Origin of the sequence: Bartonella gabonensis (assembly GCF_903679515.1) — a bacterium.
Taxonomy (GTDB): domain Bacteria; phylum Pseudomonadota; class Alphaproteobacteria; order Rhizobiales; family Rhizobiaceae; genus Bartonella; species Bartonella gabonensis.
Map to the genome: position 1 here is coordinate 1 of NZ_CAHOYM010000016.1, position 26,842 is coordinate 26,842.

General features: G+C 38.0%; 15 protein-coding genes, 1 tRNA gene and 1 pseudogene. 12 read left to right on the forward strand and 5 right to left on the reverse strand.

The annotated features are described in order from the left end of the window. Positions 1-270, forward strand: a pseudogene (locus HWX04_RS04430) (late control protein); the annotation flags it as partial. A gap of 590 nt (positions 271-860) precedes the next feature. Here the strand turns inward: HWX04_RS04430 and HWX04_RS04435 are convergent. The 5 genes from HWX04_RS04435 to HWX04_RS04455 all read right to left on the reverse strand — a co-directional run bounded on the left by HWX04_RS04435 (position 861) and on the right by HWX04_RS04455 (position 4,705). Beyond that, positions 861-934: transfer RNA gene (locus HWX04_RS04435), tRNA-Gln, on the reverse strand. A 64-nt stretch (positions 935-998) separates the two neighbouring features. Then, complete coding sequence (locus HWX04_RS04440; protein ID WP_175869005.1) at positions 999-1,757, reverse strand: iron ABC transporter ATP-binding protein; 759 nt, start codon at positions 1,755-1,757, stop codon at positions 999-1,001. Beyond that, a complete protein-coding gene (locus tag HWX04_RS04445) occupies positions 1,754-2,704 on the reverse strand; it encodes an iron chelate uptake ABC transporter family permease subunit (RefSeq protein ID WP_175869006.1) in 951 nt (316 codons plus the stop codon). The genes HWX04_RS04440 and HWX04_RS04445 overlap by 4 nt, the downstream gene beginning before the upstream one ends. Further along, on the reverse strand, positions 2,697-3,653 hold the full coding sequence (locus HWX04_RS04450) for an ABC transporter permease (protein WP_175869007.1): 957 nt from the start codon (positions 3,651-3,653) through the stop codon (positions 2,697-2,699). The genes HWX04_RS04445 and HWX04_RS04450 overlap by 8 nt, the downstream gene beginning before the upstream one ends. 101 nt (positions 3,654-3,754) lie before the next feature. Beyond that, entirely contained in the window at positions 3,755-4,705 is a 951-nt protein-coding gene (locus HWX04_RS04455) for a siderophore ABC transporter substrate-binding protein (RefSeq protein ID WP_175869008.1), read from the reverse strand. 198 nt (positions 4,706-4,903) lie between these two features. Between HWX04_RS04455 and HWX04_RS04460 the strand changes: the two genes are divergently transcribed. From HWX04_RS04460 to HWX04_RS04505, 11 genes are all read left to right on the forward strand, one after another. Next, complete coding sequence (locus tag HWX04_RS04460) at positions 4,904-10,717, forward strand: autotransporter outer membrane beta-barrel domain-containing protein (RefSeq protein WP_175869009.1); 5,814 nt, start codon at positions 4,904-4,906, stop codon at positions 10,715-10,717. A 683-nt stretch (positions 10,718-11,400) separates the two neighbouring features. Next, positions 11,401-14,607 carry an autotransporter family protein gene (locus HWX04_RS04465; protein ID WP_175869010.1) on the forward strand — a complete coding sequence of 1,069 codons (3,207 nt, stop codon included), beginning with the start codon at positions 11,401-11,403 and terminating at the stop codon, positions 14,605-14,607. A 343-nt stretch (positions 14,608-14,950) separates the two neighbouring features. Next, positions 14,951-17,986, forward strand: coding sequence for an autotransporter outer membrane beta-barrel domain-containing protein (locus HWX04_RS04470; protein ID WP_175869011.1), 3,036 nt, complete (start codon positions 14,951-14,953; stop codon positions 17,984-17,986). Between the two features lie 889 nt (positions 17,987-18,875). Then, on the forward strand, positions 18,876-19,139 hold the full coding sequence (locus tag HWX04_RS08950) for a hypothetical protein (RefSeq protein ID WP_175869012.1): 264 nt from the start codon (positions 18,876-18,878) through the stop codon (positions 19,137-19,139). Positions 19,140-19,286: 147 nt separating this feature from the next. Continuing rightward, positions 19,287-19,544 carry a hypothetical protein gene (locus HWX04_RS08955; RefSeq protein WP_175869013.1) on the forward strand — a complete coding sequence of 86 codons (258 nt, stop codon included), beginning with the start codon at positions 19,287-19,289 and terminating at the stop codon, positions 19,542-19,544. Then, positions 19,507-19,959 (forward strand): hypothetical protein, encoded by a 453-nt coding sequence (locus tag HWX04_RS08960; protein WP_175869014.1) that lies wholly within the window; start codon positions 19,507-19,509, stop codon positions 19,957-19,959. The genes HWX04_RS08955 and HWX04_RS08960 overlap by 38 nt, the downstream gene beginning before the upstream one ends. Before the next feature lie 9 nt (positions 19,960-19,968). Beyond that, complete coding sequence (locus tag HWX04_RS08965; protein ID WP_246257426.1) at positions 19,969-20,808, forward strand: hypothetical protein; 840 nt, start codon at positions 19,969-19,971, stop codon at positions 20,806-20,808. 277 nt (positions 20,809-21,085) lie between these two features. Beyond that, entirely contained in the window at positions 21,086-21,508 is a 423-nt protein-coding gene (locus tag HWX04_RS08970) for an autotransporter outer membrane beta-barrel domain-containing protein (protein ID WP_439330026.1), read from the forward strand. Next, the gene (locus tag HWX04_RS08975) at positions 21,481-21,780 is read left to right on the forward strand and encodes a hypothetical protein (RefSeq protein ID WP_439330025.1); all 300 of its coding nucleotides are present in this window, start codon (positions 21,481-21,483) and stop codon (positions 21,778-21,780) included. Before HWX04_RS08970 ends, HWX04_RS08975 begins: the two co-directional genes overlap by 28 nt. 658 nt (positions 21,781-22,438) lie before the next feature. Further along, positions 22,439-22,924, forward strand: a complete 486-nt coding sequence (locus HWX04_RS04500) for a hypothetical protein (protein WP_175869016.1) — start codon at positions 22,439-22,441, stop codon at positions 22,922-22,924. 408 nt (positions 22,925-23,332) lie between these two features. Next, the gene (locus tag HWX04_RS04505; protein WP_175869017.1) at positions 23,333-26,671 is read left to right on the forward strand and encodes an autotransporter outer membrane beta-barrel domain-containing protein; all 3,339 of its coding nucleotides are present in this window, start codon (positions 23,333-23,335) and stop codon (positions 26,669-26,671) included. Positions 26,672-26,842 lie beyond the last annotated feature (171 nt).

Genomic DNA, 26,842 nt, shown 5'->3' on the forward strand with positions numbered 1-26,842 from the left:
CCCTTGTGAGGCAGAAGCTTTAGCAGCGGCTGCTTCCGAATCGGATAGGCTTTGTCGAGCCATGGGCAGTGGCTCTTTAAGCCTTGAGGGGCGCCCTGAAATCATGGCCGGTCAACCGCTTTTGCTTCAAGGTTTTCGAGGCGAAATCAATGGCCCAGGGAAAGCTGCAACCGTAACCCATCGCTATGAAAAGCAAAGCGGATACACCACAGAAATTACCTTTGAGGGGCACCAGATCAAGGAAAGGAAACAGGAGAAAAGGAAACTTGATCAGAACAGAAAATCAAAGGGACAACTTGACCCTTTGATCGGTTGTAATGCTTTTTGAGATCAACGTGCAAGGTTTGCACTTTGGGTGGGAGAGAGCAATTGGGACAAGATGTCCTTATTCCTTAGAGGAGCAATAGAATTAAGGTGATCCAATTGCATGATTCCAGCAATAGGGTAATGTTTACTCAATTGCAGAAAGGGCAATTGTGCAAACATTGCGCAAATGCATCAATGGTACGCAATACGGTCAAGTTGACTGAATTCTTCAAAGCTTCTTTTGTTTTTTAATAATGCCTTAGAAAACCGAAAAGCTATCACGCAGTTTACGCTAAAAAAAGAGATACCATTTTATGCATGCTGCTTCTCAAATAATGCGATTCTTGTAATACAATTCCTACTCGTGACGGATCATCAAAAATTGCGACCTTTAAGAGAAGAAAAATAAAGACTCACTAAAGGGGCTTTAAATGATCTTTGAAAGGCCTTTGAAGACCCTTTGAGAGCCCCTTAAAAATCATGTGAAACAAAATAAATTGGTATAAAACCGAGTGGCAAAATATACAAAACCTAGTGGCAAGCTACATTGAATTTGGCTGGGGAACTTGGATTCGAACCAAGATTGACGGAGTCAGAGTCCGCTGTTCTACCATTAAACTATTCCCCAATAAGCCAATTTTATCATCCCTAGCAGATTCTACAATGTAGGCAAGCGTAAAAAATCTTTATGATTATCGATAATAAAGAGCGATAGGAATATCATTGATTGTTGTGATTTGAATATCGATATCATAAATGTCTTTAAGAACTTCTGGCCGCATAATTTCTTTGGGAGTCCCACAATAGACTGCTTTCCCATTTTTTAGTGCAACAATCATATCTGAATAAGATGAGGCAAAATTAATATCATGCATAACAATAAGAATAGTTTTTTTTAGTTCATCAGCTGTGCGGCGTAACTGCTTCATCATAGAAACGGCATGTTTCATATCCAGATTGTTTAATGGTTCATCTAAGAGAAGATAATCAGTATCTTGGCAGATAACCATGGCGATAAAAGCGCATTGACGCTGCCCCCCAGAAAGCTTATCTAAAAAACAGTCTTTTAAATCTTGTAAGCCTAGATAGCGTAGCGCACTGTCGATAAACTGTCTATCTTCTTTATTATACCAACCTTTTGAGTAAGGGTAGCGTCCAAAACTCACTAAATCGTAGACGGTTAAACGGAAGGATAAAGGATTATCTTGACGCAAAATTGACAGCTTTTGTGCCAAAATATCATGGGGCATTTTATCAATATCAAAGCCGTCGATATTAATTGTACCGCTGTGATGCGGTAAAAGACGTCTTATCAGCATTAAAAGGGTGGATTTCCCCGATCCATTAGGCCCAATAAGAGAAATAATCCCCCCTTTGGGAAGATGAAGGCATAAATTGTCGATAATCAACCGTGCTCCGTAAGCCTTGGAAAGATGATTGATCTTAATCATTTTAGTTTTCCCTTCATCAATAACATTAAGAAAACAATCCCTCCACAAAATTCAATGATAAAACTTAAACGTCCTGCCATGTGAAAAATTTGCTCTAAAATAAATTGTCCCCCCACCAAACAAATAATTGCCAATAATATTGCAATTGGCACAACAACTCCATGTTTTGCCTGTGGGGAAAGTTCATAAGCAAGATTGGCAACGAGTAATCCAAAAAAAGTCACCGGTCCTACCAGTGCAGTGGAAATAGATACAAGAATAGAAACAAAAATCAGAATAGCTGTAGCGCTTTTGTGATAATCTATTCCAAGGTTAAGCGCATTTTCACGACCCAGAGCAAGAATATCAAGAAGATAGCGTGAACGCCAACCAACAAGACTCACAATGAAAACAATAATTGTGGCAAAGCTGATGAGCGATGTATTAAATTTATTAAAATTTGCAAACATAATATCTGTTAAATTCATCATTTGATCTGGATTTAATTGCAATTGCATAAACATTCGTAAACTGAAAAAAAAGCCGCCTAAAACAACGCCAATTAAAAGCGTCAAATGGAGTCCCTTTAGGCTTCCTGAAAACAGCCAACGAAAAAGGCTTATGGAAAAAAGAATGAGAATGAGGGTTTCAAGCACGAGCTGTCCTTCTTCATTCAAAAAGGGCAAAGAAAGAGAACCTACAAAATACATCAAAACAGTCTTTATTAAAATATAAAGCTGATCAAATCCCATAATTGAAGGGGTTAGAAGACGGTTATTGACGATTGTTTGAAATAAAACCGTAGAAACGCTGATTGCATAGGCAATGAGGAGTAAAGAGATAAGTTTTGTAAGACGGAATGCCCATGTATAAACATTGATATTCCACGTCACGTAAAGACTAATGACAGTACATGCTATGATGATAAGCGTTGTTAGTACACATATTGTTTTTTTTCTTCTATCCAAGACGCTTTCTCCAGCGTAAAAGCAGTATCATAAAAATAAAACTACCGATTACGCCCATTATGGTGCTGATGGGAATTTCGAAAGATGGGTGAATGATTCGACCTAAAAGATCACAAATCAAGACCAATCCTGCACCGCTGATGGCTACCCAAGGAGCGGTATGGCGCATATTATCTCCCATGAAACTTGAAACAATATTTGGAATAATCAATCCAACAAAAGGAATACGGCCGATGGTACAGACAATAACAGCAGTGATTGAAGCAACAATAAAAAGACCAAAAAACATGACAACACGATAATTCAATCCAAGATTATTGGTTAAATCTTCTCCTAAGCTGGCAACCGTAAAGCGATCAGCAGTACAATAGGCTAGAATACAAAGGGGAAGGGATAGCCATAAAAGTTCATATTTTCCCTCAAGAATCATGGCAAAACTACCAAATAAGTAAGCTTGAAGAGAAGGAAGGAGCATTTCATAATCTGCAATGGCATTGGATAAAGAGCCAATAATATAGCTTAGCATAATCCCTGTAAGAGGTACAATAAGAGCAGATTTTAGAGGAATGCAGTGCAATAAAAATATAAAAAGTAAAGTGCCCGCCATGGCAAAAAGCGTTGCAACGACCATTTTTCCTAAAACAGGACTATCGGGCAGAAAAATCATAATAAAAAGAATGCCAAGGGAAGCAGATTCAACGGTTCCAGCGGTTGATGGCTCAACAAAGCGATTGCGTGTCAACAGTTGCATAATCATGCCTGAAAGTGCAAGCGCTGCGCCTACTAAAAGGATTGAAATGGTTCTAGGAAGACGCGTTTGCCAAAAAATAAGCCACGCATGGGGATCGGCTGCGAAGAGGTCAGAAGGTGTGACATCAGAATAACCAACAAAAATGCTGAGGATAGACAAGAGAATTAGAAGCGTTATGGTTATCCAGTAATTCTTCACGTTAAATCATTTTCTCTAAAACTTAAAAAAACAAAGGTTATTTGATAAACAACCTTTGTTTTTAAATTTTATTCATAGTGCAAGCAAGTTCTTTCGTGCTCTTATTTGCTCTTTGTAAAGGCTTCATTGATCTGCTTAGCAGTTTCAAGAAGTCCCGTTAAACCACCACTTGCACGATACCAGCTCCAAGAGTCTAAATAAATAATTTGGTTTTTTTTGCTTGCTGTTGTGCGGTGAACAAGTTCATTGTTGAGCAGTTGTGCTGCGGATTGTCCTTCCCGTCCAATTGCGGCATCTCGATCAATTACCAATAACCAATCAGGATTGGTCTCAAGAATAAATTCAGGAGAAATGAGTTGTCCATGTTTTTGTACGGTGAGTTTATCAGTTGCAGGAGCAATTCCAAAAGCGGAATGGAAAATATCAAAACGTGATTTTGGTCCCAAAGCACTGATTTTTCCACCAGAGGTCATGAGTATGAGCCCTGTACCTTTTCCCTGGGTATTTTTACGGACTTCAGCTAAAGTTTCATTGAGTTTTGCAATTTCCTTTTCTGCCTCCTGTTCTTTACCAAAAATTTTTCCAAGGATAGACACATTTCGTTTAATATCTTCAAGAGTGCTTTCGTTTCCTACAGTTAGATCAATCGTTGGAGCGATTTTGGATAAATCTTTATATTTTGCTTGGGTTCTGGAGGAAATAATAATCAAATCGGGTTGAAGAGTAGCAATTTTTTCATAATCTGGTTCAAAAAGAGTCCCAATTTTTTCATATTTTTCATCATTAAATTGCTGCAGGTATGAAGGTTTTTTTCCTTCAGGAATACCGACAACTGCTTTAATTCCAAGGCGGCTCATATTGTCAAGCGCGGCAATATCAAATACAACAACTTTTTGCGGAGAGGCTGGAACAGAAGTTGTGCCTGAAACATGATTAATCGTTACATTTGTTTGAGTACTCGTCTTTGCAATACTCGTCTGTGTCCATAAAAATGTTGCAAAGCTGGTTGCAACCAGTAAAACAGAAGTTACCCATTTCATATATTTTATCATCGTGATTTTATCCTTTTATCTGATATTACAAAGGTTTGCGCACTTAAAAACTTAACTTAGGCATTTTTATGCACAAAACGATGCAACAATAAATAACACTATGTTGTAAAGTTGAATAACATATGTTACAAACTGTTCACTTACTTTATTTTCACTTAATTCTAGTGTTTTTGCAACATTATTTAGAAAGTTTAACATATGATCAATGTATTTAAAAAGCGTACACGCTTGTATGCACTGACAACGAGCGCACTCTTCCTTTTACAAGGTGTAAATGCTTTTGCTTTTAGTTTTTTGCCATCATTTTCATTTGCATCACTTAAAGGTGTTTCATCATATATTCCTGGAATCGCCTCTATTCCTAGCTTATCATATGTGACTGGTAGTAATACTTCTCAATCGGATAATAGTGCTTCTCAATCAGAAACATTACCAAAAGCATTACCAGTTACTTCAACGCAAACACAAGACACAAATGTGCAAACACGAGGGGATAGCGTGACGCAAGCAGGTGTACCAGGGTCAGGTGTACCAGGTAGTCAAGCAGGTGAGGCAGGTCAAAATGGTCTCAATAGTGGCGCATTAGAAGGCGCTAGAGATGGTGCTGCAGTGATTGTACCAGAACTTGTCGTTGGCTCACCATATTTCACTACGCGTTGTTCTCTGGGGGAAAAGAATATTTCTTTGAGCCAAAGTACTATGCCGAGTGCTCCTATTTTCTGTAATAATGGTCAGACGTATACCCTCCAAAAAGCTGGAGGTGATGATCGATTAACTCTTACGGCAGATAAGTATGGTCGTGCTATATCCGTAAGCAGTCCTGTATCCGTAAGAAGTTCTTCGTCTGCAGTTACTCCGACAGTTGTTAGTGTATCTGGCATATCTATTGTAGCTAATGAACGCGAAAGTGTTCAGAGTGTGTCTAAACCTGTATTGCTGGATGAAGATATGGGCGCTATATTTGCAGATGCTAAGTCTAATTTTGGTGCTGAGATTAAGTTGTCAGATGTTGTGGTTGATGGATTTTTGTATGGAATTAGAGCTGTTCGTCATGGAATGATCTCTATGAATAGTAGTTCTCTTGATAGCTTTTATGTGGATGCTATGGCTTCTTCTGAAGGAATTATTTCTTTGGAAAGTACGCTTGTTAATGCGAACGTAATCGGTTTGTGGAGTGATGATAGATCTATAATAAAGATGAGAGAAGGGACACTTTCCTTAGGGGATGCTACAGTAGGAGTTATCGCTTCAGAAATGGGAATTGTTTTATTGGATGAGGTTAAAATTCAAATAACTACTTCTGGATTACAGAATAAAGTGCAAAAGCCGAGAGTACAGCTAGAGGGTAGTGGAGTAGAGCAGCAGGACTCTGATGTAGTAGATTTTAAACGTGTTGTTTTGCTATCACGTGACGGTTATATTTCGTTTAAGAATGGGACATTTAATATTCCCGATACTACTTTTTTGCAGATTGCTGGAAGCGTCCAAGGCAATCTTGAAGCAAATATGCAAAAAGATTTTAGCGTATTTCCCAATGATTCTTTAGGTGATGGTAGAGAAATTTTTTTACCCAACGATGAAGGAAATCGAGGCACTTCTTCTTCACCTTCTTTCTCAATCATTTCTGAAGCTTTTAGTGATATTCACTCTAGTATGAATGATGTTATAGAACATAAAAAGATGGTGCTTGGTGTTGATGCATTATCTGATTCCTTTTATTTAAATGCTGTTATAAAATCTTCATCTATTAAAATTACAGGTAAAAACTCTTATGGTATACATTTTGATCGTGTCGGTAATGGTATACATTATATGGATGCGGTTGAACATATGGTTCTCTTACAAGATACTGCTCTTAAAGTTCCAAATGGCGTAGCTATTTATAATAATGGTTTAAAGGGTGAAGTTTTTTTACAAGAAGATTCAGAAGTTTCAGGTGGGCTTTTGTTGAAAGCAGAAAATTCTGCTGATCTATCAGTTTTTGTTCGCGACTCTATCCTCTCAGGTGCTACTCGTGTTGATCAGAAATCTCGAGCTAAGCTTTTTTTATCTCATGGATCGGAGTGGAATGTAACAAAGAGTCTCTATGAAGATTCAGAAGATGAAAATCAGCGTTGTATAGATTCGTGTATTTCATCTGTAAGTCTTGACAATAGTAATATTACATTTGTTACTTCAACAAAATTAGTTAAGCAAAAATCTAACGGTAGTGGTACTGTTACTGAATATCGAAATCTTCGCATCGGAGAAGGAACAGGCACAGTTTACAGCGCGAAGGGAGATTCTGTAATTAACTTCAATGTGGATTTGTCTGGTAAGGGTACTGGTCAAATTTCTGATAGGCTTTTGATTCATGGTAATGTTTCAGGGACAACTGCGGTAAAGGTGAGGGCTTATACAGTAGGTTGGGAGGAGAAAGACAAGAGAACAATATATAGTATTCCTCTTATTCAAGTTTTTGGAAAGGCAGAGGCGGGATCTTTTAGGTTAGTAGGAGTGGGATCTCGTCTTTTAAAAGATAATGAGTATATTACGCTTGGAACCCCTTATCAGTATGTCCTTCGTGCTTATGGCCCAAAGTTTCCTCCGAAAATGGAGCCTTTTGAGAGCAGATTGATTACAGGAAATAGTGAGATTTGGGACTTTCGTTTAGAAGATAAAAATTTGCCTTATGATCTTGGTATTACTTACTTAGCTGGAGATTTGGTGAGAGGAGAAAATACTCCTTCCGTGTCATCATCTCGTGAGTCTGTGAGAAGTGAGGGAAATGGGACTTCTGTAGTAGTAAGTTCTCCATCTCCTGCTTCTACACAAAATGAAAACTCTGGATCTCAGAGATCTGAGATAGGTAATGAAGATGATGGTACAACTGAAGATCATACAATTGGTGGATATGAAGGATATGAAGAAGGGGATAGTCATTCTGATCCAGTTATTGTTACACTTGGTACACCTAATACTCCCGCCAATCAGACTACAAGGGATAATGAAGGGGCTGTATCTTCATCTTCTTCATCTAGAGGTAGAAGTTCGATAACTTTAACACTTCCAGGAGTTGGTTCAGGTGCGAGATCTGATACAGGCGATATTCTTGTGATATCGACAGATGGGATTTCTTTAACAGCTGAGCATACTATATCGAATAGATTTCCATCTATAAGATCAGTAACTTCTACGAAGCCTTCTGCTTCTGTGATTTCTGAGACATCTGCTGGAGATTCTAATGGACCTATTGGACGTGTTCTTCTGCTTAATAATGGTGGTAAAGAAGCTGTTTCTTCTACGTGTGATCCTACACGGAATAATGGTGGGGTGGCATTGCAAACTCCTTATTCGTGTGATGATGGTAAATCGCATACAATAACCAATCTTACATTAAAGGTAAGTGATAGCACTCAGCATTCTATGCATGCAAAAAGTCAGAATACAGTTATTAAGTTAGAGGGAGCCACAATTAGTGGTGCAGGGGCTGAGAACGAGAATAATGCTAATCTTAATACATTAAAGGCTGTGAGTGCTGTGCTTGCAGAAAATAAAGCAGAAGTTGTTTTGGATAATAAATCAGCCATTACGTCTTCTGTGATTGGGCTTGAAGCTATAAGTGGCGGGAAAGTTAAGATGAATGATGGATCGGTTAATGCTCGTTATGTGGGCGCTTTGGCAGGTTCTGGGTCATCTATTGATTTGACGAATACGACAATTAACGTAACGGGAGATTTAGCTGTAGCGGGGTTAGCGAGTAAAGCTGGTGCAATAACCATGAACTCTGGGATTATCACTCAGACAAAGGGGGTGGCTGTTAGGTCAGAAGATGGGGGTAGTGTTAAGTTAGACAAAGTTAACATTACTGTAAAAAAAGAAGCGGCAAAGTTAGATTCTACCGATAATTTTGGTCGTGCAGCTTTTCTGTTGAGTGATAATGCTTCTGTTGATTTTAAGAATGGAAATGTTCTTACTGATGCTCATGCTTTGTGGGTTATGAAGCGTGATGATGTGGTTGAGACAGGTTCTTCTAGAAGAAGAAGATCTTCAGAGGTTCGTTCTTCTGTGAATCACGCGAATATTGAGTTTTCTACTGTTAACGTGGAAGGTAATGGAACCTATGGTATATATTTTGATGGGGTAACACAGAAAGAAGAGAGTCAGCAAAGTCTAAATATTGTTAAGCGCAGTGCTGTATCCAAACAGGAAAAAGCACCTATAAGCATAGCAGGAACAGTTTCACTGAAAGCAACTGATTTTGAAGTTGAAAATGGTGTCGCTATTTATGGTAATAACTCTGGTGGTCATGTTTCATTAGAAAACAAAACAACCCTTGTTGGTGATTTGTTGTTGAAAGCTGAAAATGATTCTAATATATCGCTTTCGGTTAATGGTTCTATTGTTGCAGGCGGTGTTCGCGTTGATAAAAGTTCTTATGCAAAATTAGACTTGGTCAATAGTTCAGAGTGGCTTCTCAAAAGAACTGTCCAGAAAAGTTTGGCTGCTTCAGATTCAGGATGTGTAGATTCATGCGTTTCTTCTGTGAGGCTTGTAAATAGTGCTATTGATTTTACACCTTCAGAATCTGGAGGGAAATATCAAACCCTTCATATTGGAAATGGAAACGGCACAGTTTATGAGGCGCAGGGTGATGCTGTAATTCTTCTCAATGCACGTTTAAACCCTCATGATTCAAATGCTCAACAAGTAACGGATCGACTTGTCATTCATGGTGATGTTTCTGGAAAAACAAAAATACATGTACGAGGAGATGCGGGCAATGTAGGAAACGGTCAAACAAATGCCAAGATTGGTCACAGTGTTTCTGTTATTCAAGTTTATGGTCAAGCGAAGAAAGATTCTTTCCAACTCGATGGTGATTATGTTGCGCTAAGGAACTCTCCATACAAATACACTCTTCGTGGTTATGCTCCAGAAGCGACTTCGAAACAGGAGCATGTTCAACAGAAGTTTGTTAGGGATGGTGGAGCGTTTTGGAACTTCCGTTTAGAAAATCAATATGTTAAGTCTTCTGTATCGGCTGTTCTTCCTGAACAATTTGTAAGGTCTGTTGTTCCACAAGTGCCAACTTATCTCGTTTTGCCTAATAGCGTATTCCATACTGGTTTGATGGATATTAACAATCAAAACAAACAGTTGGAGACTTTACGGATGACTGCTACTGGAATGGTAGAGGTTCGTGAGAATCCTGCTTTATATTTACGTGGCTATGGTGGAAGTTACCATTATACTTCAGATTTATCTGCACTTGAATATGGTTATGGTGGTGATCTTGATTATCGTGGTGTAGAAGCAGGTGTGCTACTGCAAACTATTGAAACTACTGATAGTGCTCTATCCTTTGGAGTTATGGGAACTTATGGAAAACTTTCTCTGCAGCCTTTGGATGTTGAGCAAAGTCAGGAGAGTGCATTTGATAAATGGACGGCTACAGTCTATGGTAGCATGCAGCATAATGTGGGCTTCTATGTCGATGGTCTTTTATCTTATGGTCAGTTCAAAGGTGATGTTCTTACTCTTGCACGGGGTACGACGGCAACATTGAAAGGTAATCCTTTGAATGTTTCTTTGATCGGTGGTCAGACAATTGCGACGGGATATAAAGGCTTTGTCTTTGATCCGCAGGTTCAGGTTGTGTATCAACATCTTCAGTTTAATAGGGCCCGTGATATTGACAATTTTGATATTGAAATGGGTAACCTTGATCAATGGGTGGCACGTGTTGGTGGACGCTTAATCAAGATTCCTACAGGTTCTGAAGGCGTGAATGCTGTTGCTTTCTATGGTAAGCTTTATCTTGCTCATGGTTTTGGAGAAAGACAGTCTGTGCATTTCAGTGATGCTTTCAAGTTAGGAGCGTTTGGCTCTTCACTTGAGGCTGGGGTAGGGATTAATGCCAAATTGTTGCCACAGTTCTCTCTGCATGCAGATGTTCTCTATCAGCATAAGCTTAATAAAGCTGGTTTTTCTGGAGCAAGTTTCTCTGGAGGCGTGCGTTATCAGTTCTAATATAAGGTACAGGGTGTACTTTTTAAAAAAAGGCAGCACATTGTGCTGCCTTTTTTCTTTATAAGAATATGTGTTGTTCTTAAAAGTTGCTCGTCTTCTTGATATGCATAAAAAAGACTTGAGTTTATTGTGCGTATGAGCACGTTTTTCTATGCTAAAGCGAATTTTCTTAAAATTGTTGCTGCAACTTATGAAGTGATAGAGTGATTTACGTGTATGGGCTTTTTAAACGTTCAAGAATCTAGGATGTGTTATCTTATCTTTTTGGATACCGTATTGATATTATTAAATATAATATTTGGTGCTTTCTAAACGCGTTTTTGAGAGTTTTTTGTTCACTGATTTAAATCATTTTTTCATCCATCTCGTTGTGGAGTAATTTTTTAAAGTTCACAAGGCTAAATTGTGCCTTTAATTAATTACACGTATTGATTTTATTTTTTCTTTACACGAAATACAGAATGCATTATACACTCATAAATTGTGCTTTGTTGTTGTTCCCCTATGGGTGGTTTTGCGCGTAGAGCTTCTGCCAAGTTTATAGGGATCATTCATCGCACGGTTCAAATGAGCATGAGAGACATGTCTTAATGGTTACACCGTTCATATTTTAGGTGCATAGCGGCATGCTTTTCGAGTGTTTTTGTTTTCAATGAGAGGGGAAGAAAAGTTTCGAGGGAACTATGATTAAAATGTTTAGAAATCATGTATGTTTATGTGCTTGTACAACAGCTATCCTTTCTTTGCTCCAAAATGGAATAGTTATTGCTGCAAGTGCTGGAGAGCGTGGTAATATGTCTTCTTACGATACTAGCAATATACCCGATATATATATCATGCCAATGACTCCTACTATTCCATACAATAGCATGGAGGGCTACCCTATCAGTGGTCTTCTTAATGATAATTTTATCAGTGGGGGGGCTATCTATGGTAATAATCTTAGTGGGAATAACCAGAATAAGCCTCTTCTTGGTGGAGCGAGTGGACAGAATAATTATTATAATTGGATCCATGTTGGCAATAATGATGATGGTATTCGTGGGGGAAGTGACTATCGTGAGTTAAGTGGAAAGAGTGGAGAGAGAGGGCGTGAGGGTAATGTCGATAATTCTGTTAAAGATGAGGATTCTGATGGAAGAGCTGTGAATCCTAAGTTCTATTACTATAGTGGATTATATTATATATGCGATAATTGCGGGGATCCTGAAATTGATAATAAGACTTATAAAATTACCAGTAAAAATGCTTCTTACTATCCCCCTGATCTTACTGCTATAACGGTGAAGGGTATAAAGACAAAAGTTGAGGGAAAAAATGTAACAGTTAGCAGTGAAATTGCTGATGAAACTTTTCTAGTGGGTGTGCACGCATTAGAGGGCGGTAAGATCGTTCTGAAAAAACCGATTATCAAAGACACAATTGTAGCTCTTCGTGCGACTAATGGTGAGATTGAAATAGATAATGGAAAGATTGAGGCGAGTCAAGAGGGGGTTGATGCAGCAGACAAGTCGCTTGTTTTTTTTAAAGGGACAAACATTAAGACCGCTGATGGGATTGCCAGTATTTTAAGTTATGAAAAGTCAGAAGTTTGGATGTTAGGTGGGACAGTTGATTTTATGCACAGCTATGGGATTTCTTCGGTGTTAGGTGGGAAGGTAGGTCTTGGTGCTGTTAAGGTTACTGGAAAGAGTAAAGAAAAAAATTCAGATAATCATTCGGTTGTGTACGTGGATTTGGGGACTGTTCATGTAGAGGACAGTACTGTTCATGCGGAGGGTGTCCATGGTGTATTATTAGAAAATAAGGTCGATTCTATTCCTTTGAAGGAAGTTGAAGATTTATCGAATGAGGATTCTGATTCAAAAGTTCCTGTGAGTGAAGTTAATATTAAAACCTCTTCTTTTACCGTGAAGGGGGAAGGATCTTATGGGATCTATTTTCGGGGAAAGAAGCCATGGGATGAAGGTGGGGATAAAAAAGAGGAGATTTCATTAGAGGAAGGAAAAGTTCCACCACGATTAGAAGTTGTTAATTTGGATACAACAGAGTTTTCTGTTTTAGATGATACGGCTCTTTATGGTGAAAACCTTATTTCTGGTGTGGTGAGTTTATTAAAAAGCACTCTTCATTCAGGGGATTTTTTATTAAAAGCTGAGAAAGGGGCTTCTCTAACGATTTTGGCTGATGGCTCTACGCTTGAAGGTCGCACACACGTTGATAAAGATTCTAATGCCGAACTTTATTTGGGAGGTGGCTCTAAGTGGATTTTACAACAAAAGTTGCCAAGAAATCAACATGATACTGCAAATACTTCTTCTATTTCACTTGTCAGTCTTATGGATGGGAGCTCTATTAATTTTAAAAGGCAAGAATCTTCTTCGGTTGATGGTTATCAAACCCTTTATATTGGAAAGGGAAAGAGGGATGTTTATAAAACACAGGGCAGTGCCTCTATTGCTCTTAATACATATCTGAATACTGGTGGTTCTCTTGACCATCAAAAGACGGATCGTGTTTTAATTCATGGTGATGTTGCTGGAGAAACAATGCTCCGTGTGCTTGCTGTTGCAGGAAGTCCAGGAGGATATACGGGCAGCGGTGGAAATGAGCAAGGGATTTCACTCGTTCAGGTTTCTGGAGCAGCAGAGGAGGGTTCTTTTAAGTTGGAAGGTGGTTATGTCGCATTAAACGAATTACCTTATCAGTATAGGCTTTATGCTTATGGTCCAGGATCTCATTTGGGAAAAGCAAGCATGGGGCAGAGATTAGTTGAAGGGAGCGAAGAGTTTTGGGATTTCCGTCTTGAAAGTCAGTCGATAGATTCTGATGTTAAACCTAAACCAGATCTTCGTCCAACACCCCCTCTTGCTCCAACACCCTCTCCAGAACCAGCTCCGGATCCTCGTCCTAAGCCGGAAGTTAAGGCTGTTGTTCCGCAGGTTCCTACTTATCTTCTTTTGCCTAATGTCTTACACCATCTTGGTTTGATGAATGTTAGCAATCAAAATAAGCGGTTGGAAGCTTTACGGATTGCTTCTGGCGGTTTGTCAGAAGGTCGTGAAAATCCGCTCTTTTTTGTGCGCGGTTATGGCGGTAATCATCGTTATGATTCCGATTTATCCGTGCTTGAATATGGTTATGACGGCGAGCTTGATTATAATGCCATAGAGGCAGGTGTTTTACTAAAAGAAATTGAAAATATGTATGGTACCACTTCTTTTGGAATTATCGGGTCTTACGAGAAATTTTCTTTGCAACCTTTGAATGTTGAACAGAGTCAAAAAAGTACATTTGATAAATGGTCAGTTGCGGCATACGGTGGTATGCAGCATGATGCAGGTTTTTACGTTGATGGTCTTGTGTCTTATGGTTTATTGAAGGGTGATGTTCTAACAACGGCACGTGGCAAGACAGCAACATTAAAGGGAAATCCTTTAAGTGCTTCATTAACTACTGGTAAAACATTTATGGTAGGAGAGGACGGTTTTATTTTTGATCCGCAAGTTCAGGTTGTTTACCAACACCTTCAATTTAATAAGGCGCATGATGTGGATGGTTTTGATATTGAGTTAGGAAAGCTTCATCAGTGGATAGCCCGTCTTGGAGGACGTTTAACAAAGATGTTGGTTGCAACTGATGAGGATAGAGTTATTTCTGTCTATGGCAAACTCCATCTTACTCATGGTTTTGGAGGAAAACAATTGGTGCATTTTAAAGATGCTTTTCAGTTAGGCGCTTTTGGTTCTTCATTGGAAGCTGGAATAGGTTTTAATGCCAAATTGTCTCAAAAGTTTGCACTTCATGGTGATTTGGCTTATCAGCACAAGCTAATAAAAGCTGGTTTTTCTGGAACCAGTTTTTCTGGGGGATTGCGTTACCGTTTCTAGTGTTGTTAGTTAGATAGTCTCTGAAAAAGCCACAAGGTATACTTGTGGTTTTTTCTTTATTCGTTTTGTTGTTATAATGATTTTATAAAGTATTATTTTGCATATCTTTAATATGTTGCTTTTTGGCTCAACTTTTTTTGTTTTTCGGTCATGTTTTTACAAACTCTTTGTAATGCTGCAGATTGAGATCATATTTTTTAGCTCCATATTTACATAAAATACAAAAAATATTAATAATTTTATATTGAAATAACAAAATGTATTAAATTTTTCTGATGGTTAAGTTCTTTTGATACGTTATGTATTGCTCTTAGTAAGGGGGGCAAAATTATGGTGAAATTATATGGTTAATATATTAAAAAATCGTTTCTCTTTGTGCACTTTCACGACAGCATTTCTTCTTTTGACGCATCATGTTGATGTTTTTGCACGTAATGCCAAATCTCAAGTTCTTTCTGGGGAAAAGCAGTCTTCATGTGATCAGATGGCAGCATTTTATCACTGTAGTGATGGTGATGAGCATGAAATTAATAATAAAGTTTATTCTCTCACAGATCAAAATGCTCGTGGTGTTCATGTTCATGGAGCCATAGAGGTGTCTAAGGGAGAAACAGTTATTAGGGGTAAGAATATAACTGTTAAGGGGATTGTGGATGAAAAGAATAATTCGGAAAAGAACTTTTGGAAATATGGTGTAAAGGTATCAGAAAATGGAAGAGTCTCTCTCGTCAATCCTACGTTGAGTGGTGTATTAGTGGGGGTTGAATCTCAGGAGGGTGTCATCGGAATATCTGGCGGATCGATTGATGCAATCGAAGTGGGGGCTTTGGCAGGAGGGAAATCTCGAAGTGAAGTTCATTTAACAAAGACTCAAGTGAGTTTCGGTGGTATTGGGGTTAAAGCAGTAGAAAAAGGAACGCTTATTTTAAAGAACGTCTCTATGAGCGGTAAAGGAGAGCGAGTGCAAGGGGTGGGACGTCAGAGTGGTCATGCTGCTTTTCATATATTGGGGGATGGGTATGTTGACTTTATGAAAGGTTCTGTTGATGTGGGTGATGCGCATGGGCTTTTATTGCAGGGAAATAAAGGTCCTCAGGCTAATATTGGAGATTCCAATATTACAGTGAAAGGGAATGCATTTTATGGTATACACTTTGAAGGAGAGACAGCATCAAAGGGGCAGAGACAAAAAGCACGCGTTGATTTGAAAAATACGCGTTTTATCGTTCCAGATGGTATAGCTTTTTACAGTAGTCAATCTGGGAAAGCTGACATATTTTTAAATGACACAAAGATTTTTGGAGATCTATTGTTAAAGGCAGAGGGAGGCTCTTCTATAAAGGTTACAGCTGATGCTGCAGCACTTGTTGGTCAAACTCAGGTTGATAACAGTTCGACGGTTGATCTTGTCTTGAGAGATTGGTCACAGTGGGCTTTATTGAGACCAAGACATAAAAATTTAGAAGATCCTCTTTATAGAGGTGTTTCATTTATTTCATCGGTTAGTCTTTCTAATAGTTCTATTACTTTTACAAAACCGAAATCTAGCACTGCTTATGCCTATCAAACGCTTTATATTGGGAATGGAAACGGTGTTGTTTATCGGGCATTTGATGATTCTTGGATTCATTTGAATGCACGTTTAAATCCTAGTGATAGAAGTGAGGATCAAGTAACGGATCGCCTTCTCATTCATGGTGATGTTGATGGAGAAACTATGCTACATATACAAGCTGTTTCAGGAGGTTTAGTACAAAATAACAAAAAAGCGCATAGTGTTTCAATTATTCAAGTTTATGGAAATGCAGCGTATAATTCTTTCATACTTAATGGAGGATATGTTGCATTAGATGGTGCGCCTTATAGATATGTTCTTCGTTCTTATAGTCCAGATGAGACTGTAAAGGATGAGCATGTTAAACAGAAATTTGCTCAGAACGGAGGGGCGTTTTGGAATTTTCGTTTAGAAAACGATTATGTTCAAACATCTGCTGATTATGGGTATACTGCTATGGTTGCTACACGTAAGCTTCCAGTGCATACTTCTTTTGAGGATATTATTCCACTATCCTCTACAGATACTGTTTCTGCGCCTTCTCCGGATATTGTTCCATCATCCTCTACAGATACTGTTTCTGCGCCTTCTCCGGATATTGTTCCATCATCCTCTACAGATACTGTTTCTGCGCCTTCTCCGGATATTGTTCCATCATCCTCTACAGATACTGTTTCTGCGCCTTCTCCGGATATTGTTCCATCATCCTCTACAGATACTGTTTCTGCGCCTTCTCCGGATATTGTTCCATCATCCTCTACAGATACTGTTCTAGCACCTTCTCCGAATATTGTTCCCGCATCTTCTCCGGATAATCTTTCTAAGATTGAAACTGTTTTCCCATTTGGACGAGGGGTAAGGTCTGTTGTTCCGCAGGTGCCCACTTATCTCATCTTGCCCAATAGTTTGTTTCATGCTGGTTTGATTGATATCAGCAATCAAAACAAGCAGTTGGAGATACAACGTGTTAATCCTCGTGAAATGTTGGAAATTCGTGAAAATCCTACTTCATTTTTGCGTGGTTATGGGGGAAGTTACCATTATGACTCAGATTTATCTGCGCTTGAATATGGTTATGGAGGCGATCTAGGGTACTATGCATTAGAGGCGGGTGTTTTGCTACAAAAAATTGAAAATGTTGAGAATGTCATATCCTTTGGGGTTATGGGATCTTATGGAAAGCTTTGTCTGCAACCTTTGGATGTTGAGCAAAGTCAAAAAAGTACATTTGATAAATGGACGGCTACAGTCTATGGAAGTATGCAGCATGATACAGGATTTTATGTCGATGGTCTTTTATCCTACGGTTTGTTTAAGGGAGATGTTCTCACTCTAGCACGGGGGACGACAGCAACATTAAAGGGCAACCCTTTAAGTGTTTCTTTGATGAGTGGTCAGAAAATTGCCACAGGATATGAAGGTCTTGTTTTTGATCCACAAGCTCAGATTGTTTATCAACATCTCCATTTTAATGAGGTCCGTGATATTGATAATTTTGATATTGAGATGGGTAAACTTGATCAATGGATAGTGCGTATTGGGGGCCGTTTGGTCAAGACTCTTGCTGCGCCTGAAAAGAATCGTGATGTTTCTTTCTATGGGAAGGTTCATTTTTCGCATGATTTTGGCAAAGAAAGATCTGTGCGTTTTAAAGATTCTTTCCAGTTGGGGGCTTTTGGTTCTTCTCTAGACGCTGGATTTGGTCTTAATGCTCGCTTATCTGAAAATTTTGCACTTCATGGCTATTTGGTTTATCAGCATAAGTTGAGTAAAGGTGGTTTTTCTGGAATTAGTTTTTCTGGTGGATTGCGTTATCGTTTTTAGGATGATTGCCTTTGGGGACAATTTTTAAAAAAAGCCACAAGCATTGCTTGTGGCCTTTTTATTGTTTTATTTGCAACTTTGAAAATAAGTTTTTTAAAGAACGTTTTTTTGCATCAGCAAATCTGTTTCTTTTGAGAGATGAGATAAGGCTTTCTTGTTTCGAGTTTTGGCTTTTTTCCCTCTATGCAAGATACTTATTTATATTAATGCATTGTCTTTGTATATTGCATGAGAAACACGAAATATCGTGGGATTCTCTCATTTCAAATTTGTTCTGTGTTAAATTGATCAAAACCATTCGTTTACACATTATAAGTGGAGAGAGCCGTATAGATAAAGCTGGATAAGAGAGGCGTTAAAATACCTTTTCAAGTGGGGCTGTCGCAACATTGAAGGTTGATAAAATGGGGGATGTTATCGGTTTACTTATTCATAAGTGTAAAGGTGGGATGCTCAATGAATTTATCATTATATCATTCACCGGCGCTATTGCGAAATGAGCTTTGATGCGTTGAGAGATGTTTCTTTCAAACAAGCACGTGAATTGGCAACATATCTATATTCTGTTTGGAGCGCTTTATTCTTCGTGATGGTCGTGCCTTTGTTAAAGAACGCAATATAAAGTGTGAGGTAATACGTCATCTCCTTTTGTGTAAATTTATAAATTCTTTTGAGATTACTGTTTTGGGGTAAGAGCTTTTATTTTTCATCTATATTTTTACGCTTTTTTACAAATAATACAATTTTAAATTGTAATATTTTCAATTATGGCTTTACATAAAATATATGATTACGCGTAACCAAAGTTATTAAATGAATGCGTGTTTTTTGTTTTTAGAGAAGGGGAAGAAAGTTTGTAAAAAATTATGCTCAAAAATCATCTCTCTTTATGTTGTTTTACAACGGTTATTTTTTCTTTATCCATAATGCTGATGTCGGTGAAGTTTCCTCTCAGAAGAAGCAATATTCATGTAATGAAAGTGCTTCATTTTATCACTGTAACGATGGTCAAACGCATGAAATTTCTCAGAAAACCTATCAACTCACGAGTGAAAGTTCTGATGCTGCCTTAGAGGCAACAGGGGAAAATACACTCATTGAGGGAAAAGCTATCATCATTAACAGTGTTTCGAAGGCAAATGTCCATTCCTAAAAAGGCGCTTGGATGACAGGTGTAAAAGTGTCAAAAGGGGGAGCTGTTGCTCTATTTGACTCCATGTTAAATAATGTGTCGATAGAGGTTGATGTTAGTGAGGAGGGCGCTTTTGAAATGTAAGACGGGGTGATTAAAGCCATCAGAATGGGGATCAGTGTTTCGAGTGAGAAGTTATTTGTTTCTTTGACTAAGACAGAGGTTAGGACATCGGCTGATGAGATAAGTCTTTTGAGTCATAATGGTGCAAAAATGTATATGAAAGGAGGAAAAATTAACAATGCTCATGGCCTTGTATTGCAAGGGAATGATCATAATGCTGCTCATATTAAACATTCCAATGTTTTTGTGAGAGGGAATGCATTTCATGGGATGCACTTTATTTTGGCAAGCTGTCTTGAATGATAAAAAAACAATTATACCAAGAAAAGGGGCAGTCCAGTTGATCCAGACAACTTTTATGGTTCCAGAAAGTACAGCTCTGTATAGCCGAGAATTTGAAAGTTTTGTTAAACTCTTACACCATTCAAAAGTTTCTGGCGATTCACTCCTGAAAGCTGTTGAACATTCCAATCTCAGTATTGAAGCTGATGCTTCTACCCTTGTAGGAAGTGCATATGTTGATGAAAGTTCTACAGCCAAGATAGCTTTAAAAAATGGTTCAAAATGGATTTTATCGCGACCAAAATATGAACAATCAAAAAACTCTGATGCTTTTCATTTTAGGTTTAAAGATTATTCTTCTATTTCATTAGTTGAACTTACGAATAGTTTTCTTATTTTTGGAGCACTAAAATCCAAAACAACAGATGGTTATTAGACACTTCTCATCGGAAAAGGAGTAGGGACTGTCTATAAAGCGCAAGGTAATGTAAATCTTTATCTTAATGCATATTGGGATAAAGGGGAAAAGCTTGAAGAGCAGAAAACTGATCGGCTTTTAATCAATGGTGATCTTGAAGGAAAAACAACAGTCCATGTGTATAGGGGTTCTAGAAGCTCAGGGGCGTGGACGGGAGAAGGCGGTAATGATCAAGGGATTTGCATTATTCAGGTTTATGGACAAACTGCTGAAGATTCTTTTCAGTTAAAGGGGGGATATGTCACACTTGAAGATTCCCCTTATCAATATCATCTTAAGAGTTATGGTCCAAGCTCTACCATAGGGGTGGCAGATTCCAATCAAAGAATGCTTAAAAACATTGGAACATTTTGGGATTTCCGCCTTGAAAGTAAATTTGTTGTTTATTCTTCTCTTGATCTCACTGAAGTTTTTCCTGTTCTTGATTTCGTTGCTCCTTCTTTTCCTAAAACTCATCCTAATATTACTGGAGGTAAAGAGCAGGCTATCGATTCTCATTCTCAGCAAAAGTTACGAGAGCCAAATCTTTTTTCATCTGTAGATTCTCTTGATAGGGGTTCTCGTCTTACGACCACACCTGATGTTCATGATGTTTTTGTGCTGGGTATTCCAAATTCTCCTCCTTCTTCTCCCTCTCTTGCACCTGTTATTCCTGTTATTTCTGAAGCTCATCCTGTTGTGCCGACATCTGGTTCATCTGTTTCGCCCTTTGTTGCTTCCACTCCTTCCGTTGTTGTCTCTCCTGCATTTGGTTCTTCTGTTACCCCCTTTTTTCTGAGCGTTCTTTTCATTTTGAGCAAAATGTGAGAGCCGTTGTTCCACAGGTTTTGACTTATATTTTTTTGCCAAATACCTTATTTCATGCTGGATTGATGGATATCAGTAACCAAAATAAGCAGTTACAAACACTGCGAATTTTTTCTCGGTCGTTATTGAAAATTAATGAAAATTCCGCTTTATTTTTACGTGGTTACGGGGAACATCACCATTATACTTTAAATTTTATACTTCAAATTTTTCTGCACTTGAATATGGAGGCGACCTTGATTATAATGCACTAGAGGTAGGTATTTTACTCAAGAAAATTGAAAATGCATACAGTACGATATCCTTTGGAATTATGGGAAATTATGGCAAACTTTCTTTGCGGACTCGAGAGGTTAAACAAAGTCAAGAAAGTATATTTGATAAATGGACAATCACAGCATATGGAAGTATGCAACATGATACGGGTCTTTATATGGATGGTTTCTTCTCGTATGGTTTGTTTAATGGCAATGTTCTTACACGTGAGCGAGGCAAAACGGCTGCATTGAGAGGCAAGCCCTTAAGCTTTTCCTTAACTGCTGGTAAAACATTTATGATAGGTTGTCGATGTTTTATTTTTGAACCACAGGTTCATTTTGTTTATCAAAATCTTCAGTTTCATCAAACGCGTGATATTGATAATTTTAATATTAATATGCGAAGACCAGATCATTGGGGGATGCGTATTGGGGGAATTTAACCAAAACACTGACATTGACGAAAGATGCACAGGTTCTTTCCTTCTATGGTATACTTCATTTCGTTCGTAATTTTGATGATAAGCAATATGTGTATTTTAAAGATACTTTCCAGCTTGGTTCTTTTGGTTCTTCTTTAGAAGCTGGATTTTGTATTTATTCGCAACTATCTCAAAAAATTATTTTTCATAGTGATCTGATTTATAAGCATAAATTTACGAAAGCTGGCTTTGAGGGAACGCATTTTTCTGGAGGATTAAGCTATCATTTTTAATTGTGTTTTTTCTGTTTTTTAACTTTACATATAATACAAAACGAATTATGTAAATAACACATAATAGGAATAATATCTCGATAAGCCAGATGTATTTTTCGGTTTTTTTATGAAGATGAAATAAGGAAAGTTTAGAGTCAATAATGATGAAAGTAGTAAAACGTCATGTGTGTTTATATGCTCTTACGACATCTTCTTTATTCTTTGTGTAAAATATAAATGTGAATGCACAGGAAGCACCTTCATGTGGTTTTCTTTTGAGATCCTATTTATGTGATGCTTTTTGAGAAGCGTTGGTCGTGGAGGGACCTTCGTTTAGATACTGCTGATAGCGATTTTCTGTTGTTTCGAAGGCAAAAAAGTTTGGTCGAATAAGCATTAAAGTGGGAGAAAAAGGAAGTTTGAAGATTGATGGGGCTTTGGCGTAAAAAAACACAGGTATAATTTCAACAAAGGTGTTCGCACAGTAAAAAATGAAGATTGTTTTGGATAAGGTTTCCATTTCTGAAAGTGATAAGAACACGGTCAATGATAAAAATATAAGAGCTTATGATCATGTCTTTAATCAGGCTATTTTTGCTTAAAGCAAGATGGTTTTCTTCTTGTTAAGGATGGTAAGATTAATGTTTCAAATATTAATGGTCTCGTGATGGAGAGTATGGAGGCCGTTTTCATTCTTGGTGGCGCGACAAGATATGGCGTATTGGATGGTCAATCTTTATATGGTTCGTGGGGTTGGCGTTATTCTGATGTTGTTTTTGAGAATTCAGATATTACTCTTCATGGGTGTGAAACTCGCCGGCTTTATGTAAAAGAAAGTTCATCACAAGAGGAATATATAGAAGCAGAGGCATTGGCTGCATTGGGAGAGATTCAGTTCAAGAAGACAAACTCTAATATTCCTAATGATACAGCTATTTATATCGAGTATGCTGAAAGATTGTCTTATATTACTGCGTTAGAAGGGGCGCCTTTCTTTGCTGGTCTGTTCTTAGATGTTAAAGTTAACGCGCATGGGGGCGTTGAAGCTGATGCTCCTTTTTTGTACGGGGAGCTGTGCATTGATAGGAATTTTTATGCCGAGGCTGATGCGTGTTGGAGGGCGTTTAAGCAAGACGCTAGGTGTTGTGGAAGAGGGACGTGAGGTTTCTTTTTATAGTCAACTTTCTTATTTGCATAATTTTTAAAATAAACAATTTGTTTCTTTTTAAAATGATTTCCATTTGGGTTCTTTTGGTTTTTCTTTGGAAACTGGAGTGGGATTGAATGCCCAGTTGTCTTCAAACTTTGCATTGTATGGAGAGGTAATATTAGCATCGTCTTAGAAAAGCAACTTTTTAGGGATGATTTTTTCAGGCAGTTTACAATATCGTTTTTAGATGCTCATGAAATATAAGAGGAGTTTTACATAAGTTATGGAGTGTTGTTTGAAGTATAAATGAATATCTAAGTTTTATACTTCTTATTTTGGGGATGTTTTAGTTAGCGTTATTGCGCGTGTTTTTTATTTTTAAGTCGTAGGGGAGGGGAAGAGAAAATTGGGAATAGAATTATGGTTAATGTATTAAAGGATTATAGATTTTTATTTATCACAACGGCTATTGTTTCTTTTTTGCCAATCATGAGTGTTAATGCGAATTCTAATAATTTAGAAAATCTCTGTGATCCAAACGCTCAGGTTTATAAATGCAATGATGGTAAAAAACATACGATTAAAAATAAAACTTATCATTTAGAATATTCTAAACAATATATTTCTGACTATACTCCTGTTTCAGCTCTATATGTAGAAAAAGCAGGTACAGTTGTTGATGCATCGCAGATAACTGTTACGGGTGATAGCGCAGATGAAATATATGGCTATGGTGCACTGGCAAAAGAGGGAGCTCATCTTAATTTAACGAATTCAAATTTTAAGAATATACCTGCTCTTCATGCTGAAAGTGCGATTATTCGCATGACAGACGGCACTATTATGGGGGGGGCTCATGCTATTTCTGCATTGGGTAAAGGAACAGATATTGCTGTAGTGCGTGTCAAGATTGAAACGACACTAAAAGAAACGACACCAAAAGAATTGAATGGTATAGAAGAGACGGCGCTGATTAGCAGTTTTGGTTCAAAGATTAGGCTGTCAGGGAGTACCGTTATTTTTAATGGGAAAGGCTCGTTTTTATCACTTTATGGGGGGGAGTATAGTTTTGATAGTTCTGTCATTAAGGGCAAAGGAAAACAAAAAACTGTTATCATTGGTGAGACAAGTGTCAATAAATTACCAGAAGCTTTTGATATCTCTCAAGGTGGTTTTGTTCAATTGAATAATAGTTCTATTGAACTTAGTGATATGCATGGCTTTTTGATTAAAAATGCTTCAGGAAATGTACATAATAAAGGTTGGTTGTTGAGGCAAGGATTTAATTTAGCTGATGCGTTTAAGAAGACGAATATTAAGATTGAAAAATCCAAAATTTCTGTTCAGGGTAAGGAAACCTATGGTCTGTATTTTTATGGATTAGATTCCAATGATATGTGGGGCGATATGAGAAATTTGGGAGCGCAAGGTGTTGCTCTGGAAAAGACATTTGTTCAGTTATCAAAGACAACTTTTTCAGTCCCAGAGGGGATCGCCGTTTATGGTACGGGGGATTCTGGTTATGGGGCTGAAGCTACCCTTGAATTATCGGAAAACACAAGAATCTCTGGTGACTTACTCCTAAAAGCTGAAAATGATTTTTCTTTTCTTGTTCAAGCGTATTCTTCAACCCTTACAGGGGGAGCGCGCATTGAGGATACATCTCGTATTGATTTGCAGTTAAAAAATGGTTCAACGTGGTATCTTACGAAGAGTAAATATCAAGGCTCACAAAAAGCGGACTTTACGCCTTCATCGCTTTCTACTTTAAGTCTTGTTGATAGTACCGTTGTTTTTGAGAAATATGTCTCTCAAGATTATCAAACATTGCATATTGGAAACAAAATATACAATGAAGACGATATTCATGCCTTAGATAATATCAATAAAAAAGCTGGTATGGATGACGGGGAGAATAAAGTATACAGTGCAGAAGGTAATGCTCAGATTAAGATGAGCACATTTATGAATAATGATGGTTTATTTGACCTTCAACAAACGGATCGTATTTTGATCTACGGGAATGTTTTGGGAACCACCCTTATTGGGATGGAAAAATTTCAAAAAACTTTAGATAAAGAAGCAGCCAGTAAAGGCAGTCAAAGTATTTCACTCATTCAAGTTGCAGGGACGGCAGAGGAAAGTTCTTTTAAGCTCGCCAATAGTTATACTACAGTGAATGGATTTCCTTATCAATATAAACTTCGTGGCTATGGTCCAAGTTCTTCTTTTGGAGCAGCGGATCCAAAGAATAGATTGGTTGCAGGGGAAGGAGATTTTTGGGATTTTCGTCTCGAAAGTGTTTATATTGGTTCTGAGTTAGATACTTCTGATTCTGCTTCTAAACCGACGTCTACAGTTTTACCCCCTTCTGAAGCAGAAACGGTCCCTTCTGAACGACCAACAGAGACTATTTCACCTGAACAACCTCCTACTGTTGAGCCTCCGCTTATACCATCTACATCTTCTTTGCTTGAAGGATCTGAATCGTCTGAAACATCTGTCCCTACGGATTCTACACTTACTCCTTCTAAACCTGTTCTGCCTGAGCTTCCCTCTGTACCAACTGTTCCAGAGGATCCCTCTGCTGTGCCTATGCCGGCTGTTCCGGTTGAAACTTCTACGGATGAGGTTTTGCCTTCTGGGACTTCTGTTCCGGTATCTCCTTCATCTACGGATTCTGTTGTTCCTCCTTTTGCAGCAGTTGAACCAAAGCCTTCTAAACCTTTTGCTCCTGTTGCACTTTCGTCTCATTTTCTTGTCCCGTTTGATGCGCAGCCTGAACTAGGAATTAGAGCTGTTGTTCCTCAATTGCCAACGTATCTCCTGTTACCAAATGCTTTATTCCATGCGGGTTTGATGGATATGAATACGCAAAATAAGACGTTAAAGACAATGCGGGATGCTTTTCATTCTTCTTGGAAAGATGAGAAAAACACAGCCTTTTTTCTACATGCTTATGGAGGAAGCCATCATTATGCTTCCAATTTATCTGCTTTTGAATATGGCTATAGCGCTGAGCTCGATTATAATGCATTTCAAGCAGGTGTTTTGTTAAACGAAATTGAGAGTTTATACAGTCGTACACTCTTTGGGGTTTTGGGGAACTATGGAAATCTTTCTCTAGCACCTCAGGAAGTTGAAGAAAGTAAAAACAGTGCATTTAATAAATGGTCTGTTGGGGCCTATGGAAGTCTACAGCATGATACAGGTTTTTATATCGATGGTGTGTTATCCTATGGTTTTTTAAAGGGGGATGTTTTGACGCTTGCACGGGGCAAGGTTGTGGCGTTAAAGGGGCAACAGTTTAGTGGATCTTTAACGAGTGGCAAAACGTTTGCAATAGGGTATAAGGGTGTTGTTTTTGATCCACAGGTTCAGGTTATATATCAGCATCTTCAGTTTCATCAAGCGTATGATGTTGATGATATTGATGTTGATTTGGGAAAATTTCATCAATGGATGGGGCGTGTTGGTGGGCGTTTAAGTAAAACGCTAGGTGTTGTGGAAGAGGGACGTGAGGTTTCTTTTTATAGTAAGCTTTCTTATTTGCATAATTTTGAAGATAAGCAATTTGTTTTTTTTAAAGATGATTTCCAGTTAGGTTCTTTTGGTTCTTCTTTGGAAGTTGGGCTTGGGTTTAATGCGCGTCTTTCATCAAAACTTTCTCTTCATGGGGATGTTACTTATCAGCATCGATTGAAGAAAGTTGGTTTTTCTGGAGCGAGTTTCTCTGCTGGATTGCGCCATCTTTTTTAAAAGAGCTCCACTATGTATTTTTATATGAAAGGCAGAATCTTTTTCTACTTTTTAAATATCTCAAAATTTATATTCCTTCATCAATATGATTATTTTTGAATATAAAAGGTTACAATAAATGATTTATTTGATTTATGGTTGAAGATACTTATTAGAAAAGACTGAGAGAGT

Bases quoted from the DNA above. Each gene is read 5' to 3' on its own strand.
- HWX04_RS04440 (WP_175869005.1), bottom strand. From the start codon at position 1,757: ATGATTAAGATCAATCATCTTTCCAAGGCTTACGGAGCACGGTTGATT.
- HWX04_RS04455 (WP_175869008.1), bottom strand. From the start codon at position 4,705: ATGATAAAATATATGAAATGGGTAACTTCTGTTTTACTGGTTGCAACC.
- HWX04_RS04460 (WP_175869009.1), top strand. From the start codon at position 4,904: ATGATCAATGTATTTAAAAAGCGTACACGCTTGTATGCACTGACAACG.
- HWX04_RS04465 (WP_175869010.1), top strand. From the start codon at position 11,401: ATGATTAAAATGTTTAGAAATCATGTATGTTTATGTGCTTGTACAACA.
- HWX04_RS04470 (WP_175869011.1), top strand. From the start codon at position 14,951: ATGGTTAATATATTAAAAAATCGTTTCTCTTTGTGCACTTTCACGACA.
- HWX04_RS08950 (WP_175869012.1), top strand. From the start codon at position 18,876: ATGTTGTTTTACAACGGTTATTTTTTCTTTATCCATAATGCTGATGTC.
- HWX04_RS08955 (WP_175869013.1), top strand. From the start codon at position 19,287: ATGGGGATCAGTGTTTCGAGTGAGAAGTTATTTGTTTCTTTGACTAAG.
- HWX04_RS08960 (WP_175869014.1), top strand. From the start codon at position 19,507: ATGGGATGCACTTTATTTTGGCAAGCTGTCTTGAATGATAAAAAAACA.
- HWX04_RS04500 (WP_175869016.1), top strand. From the start codon at position 22,439: ATGGAGGCCGTTTTCATTCTTGGTGGCGCGACAAGATATGGCGTATTG.
- HWX04_RS04505 (WP_175869017.1), top strand. From the start codon at position 23,333: ATGGTTAATGTATTAAAGGATTATAGATTTTTATTTATCACAACGGCT.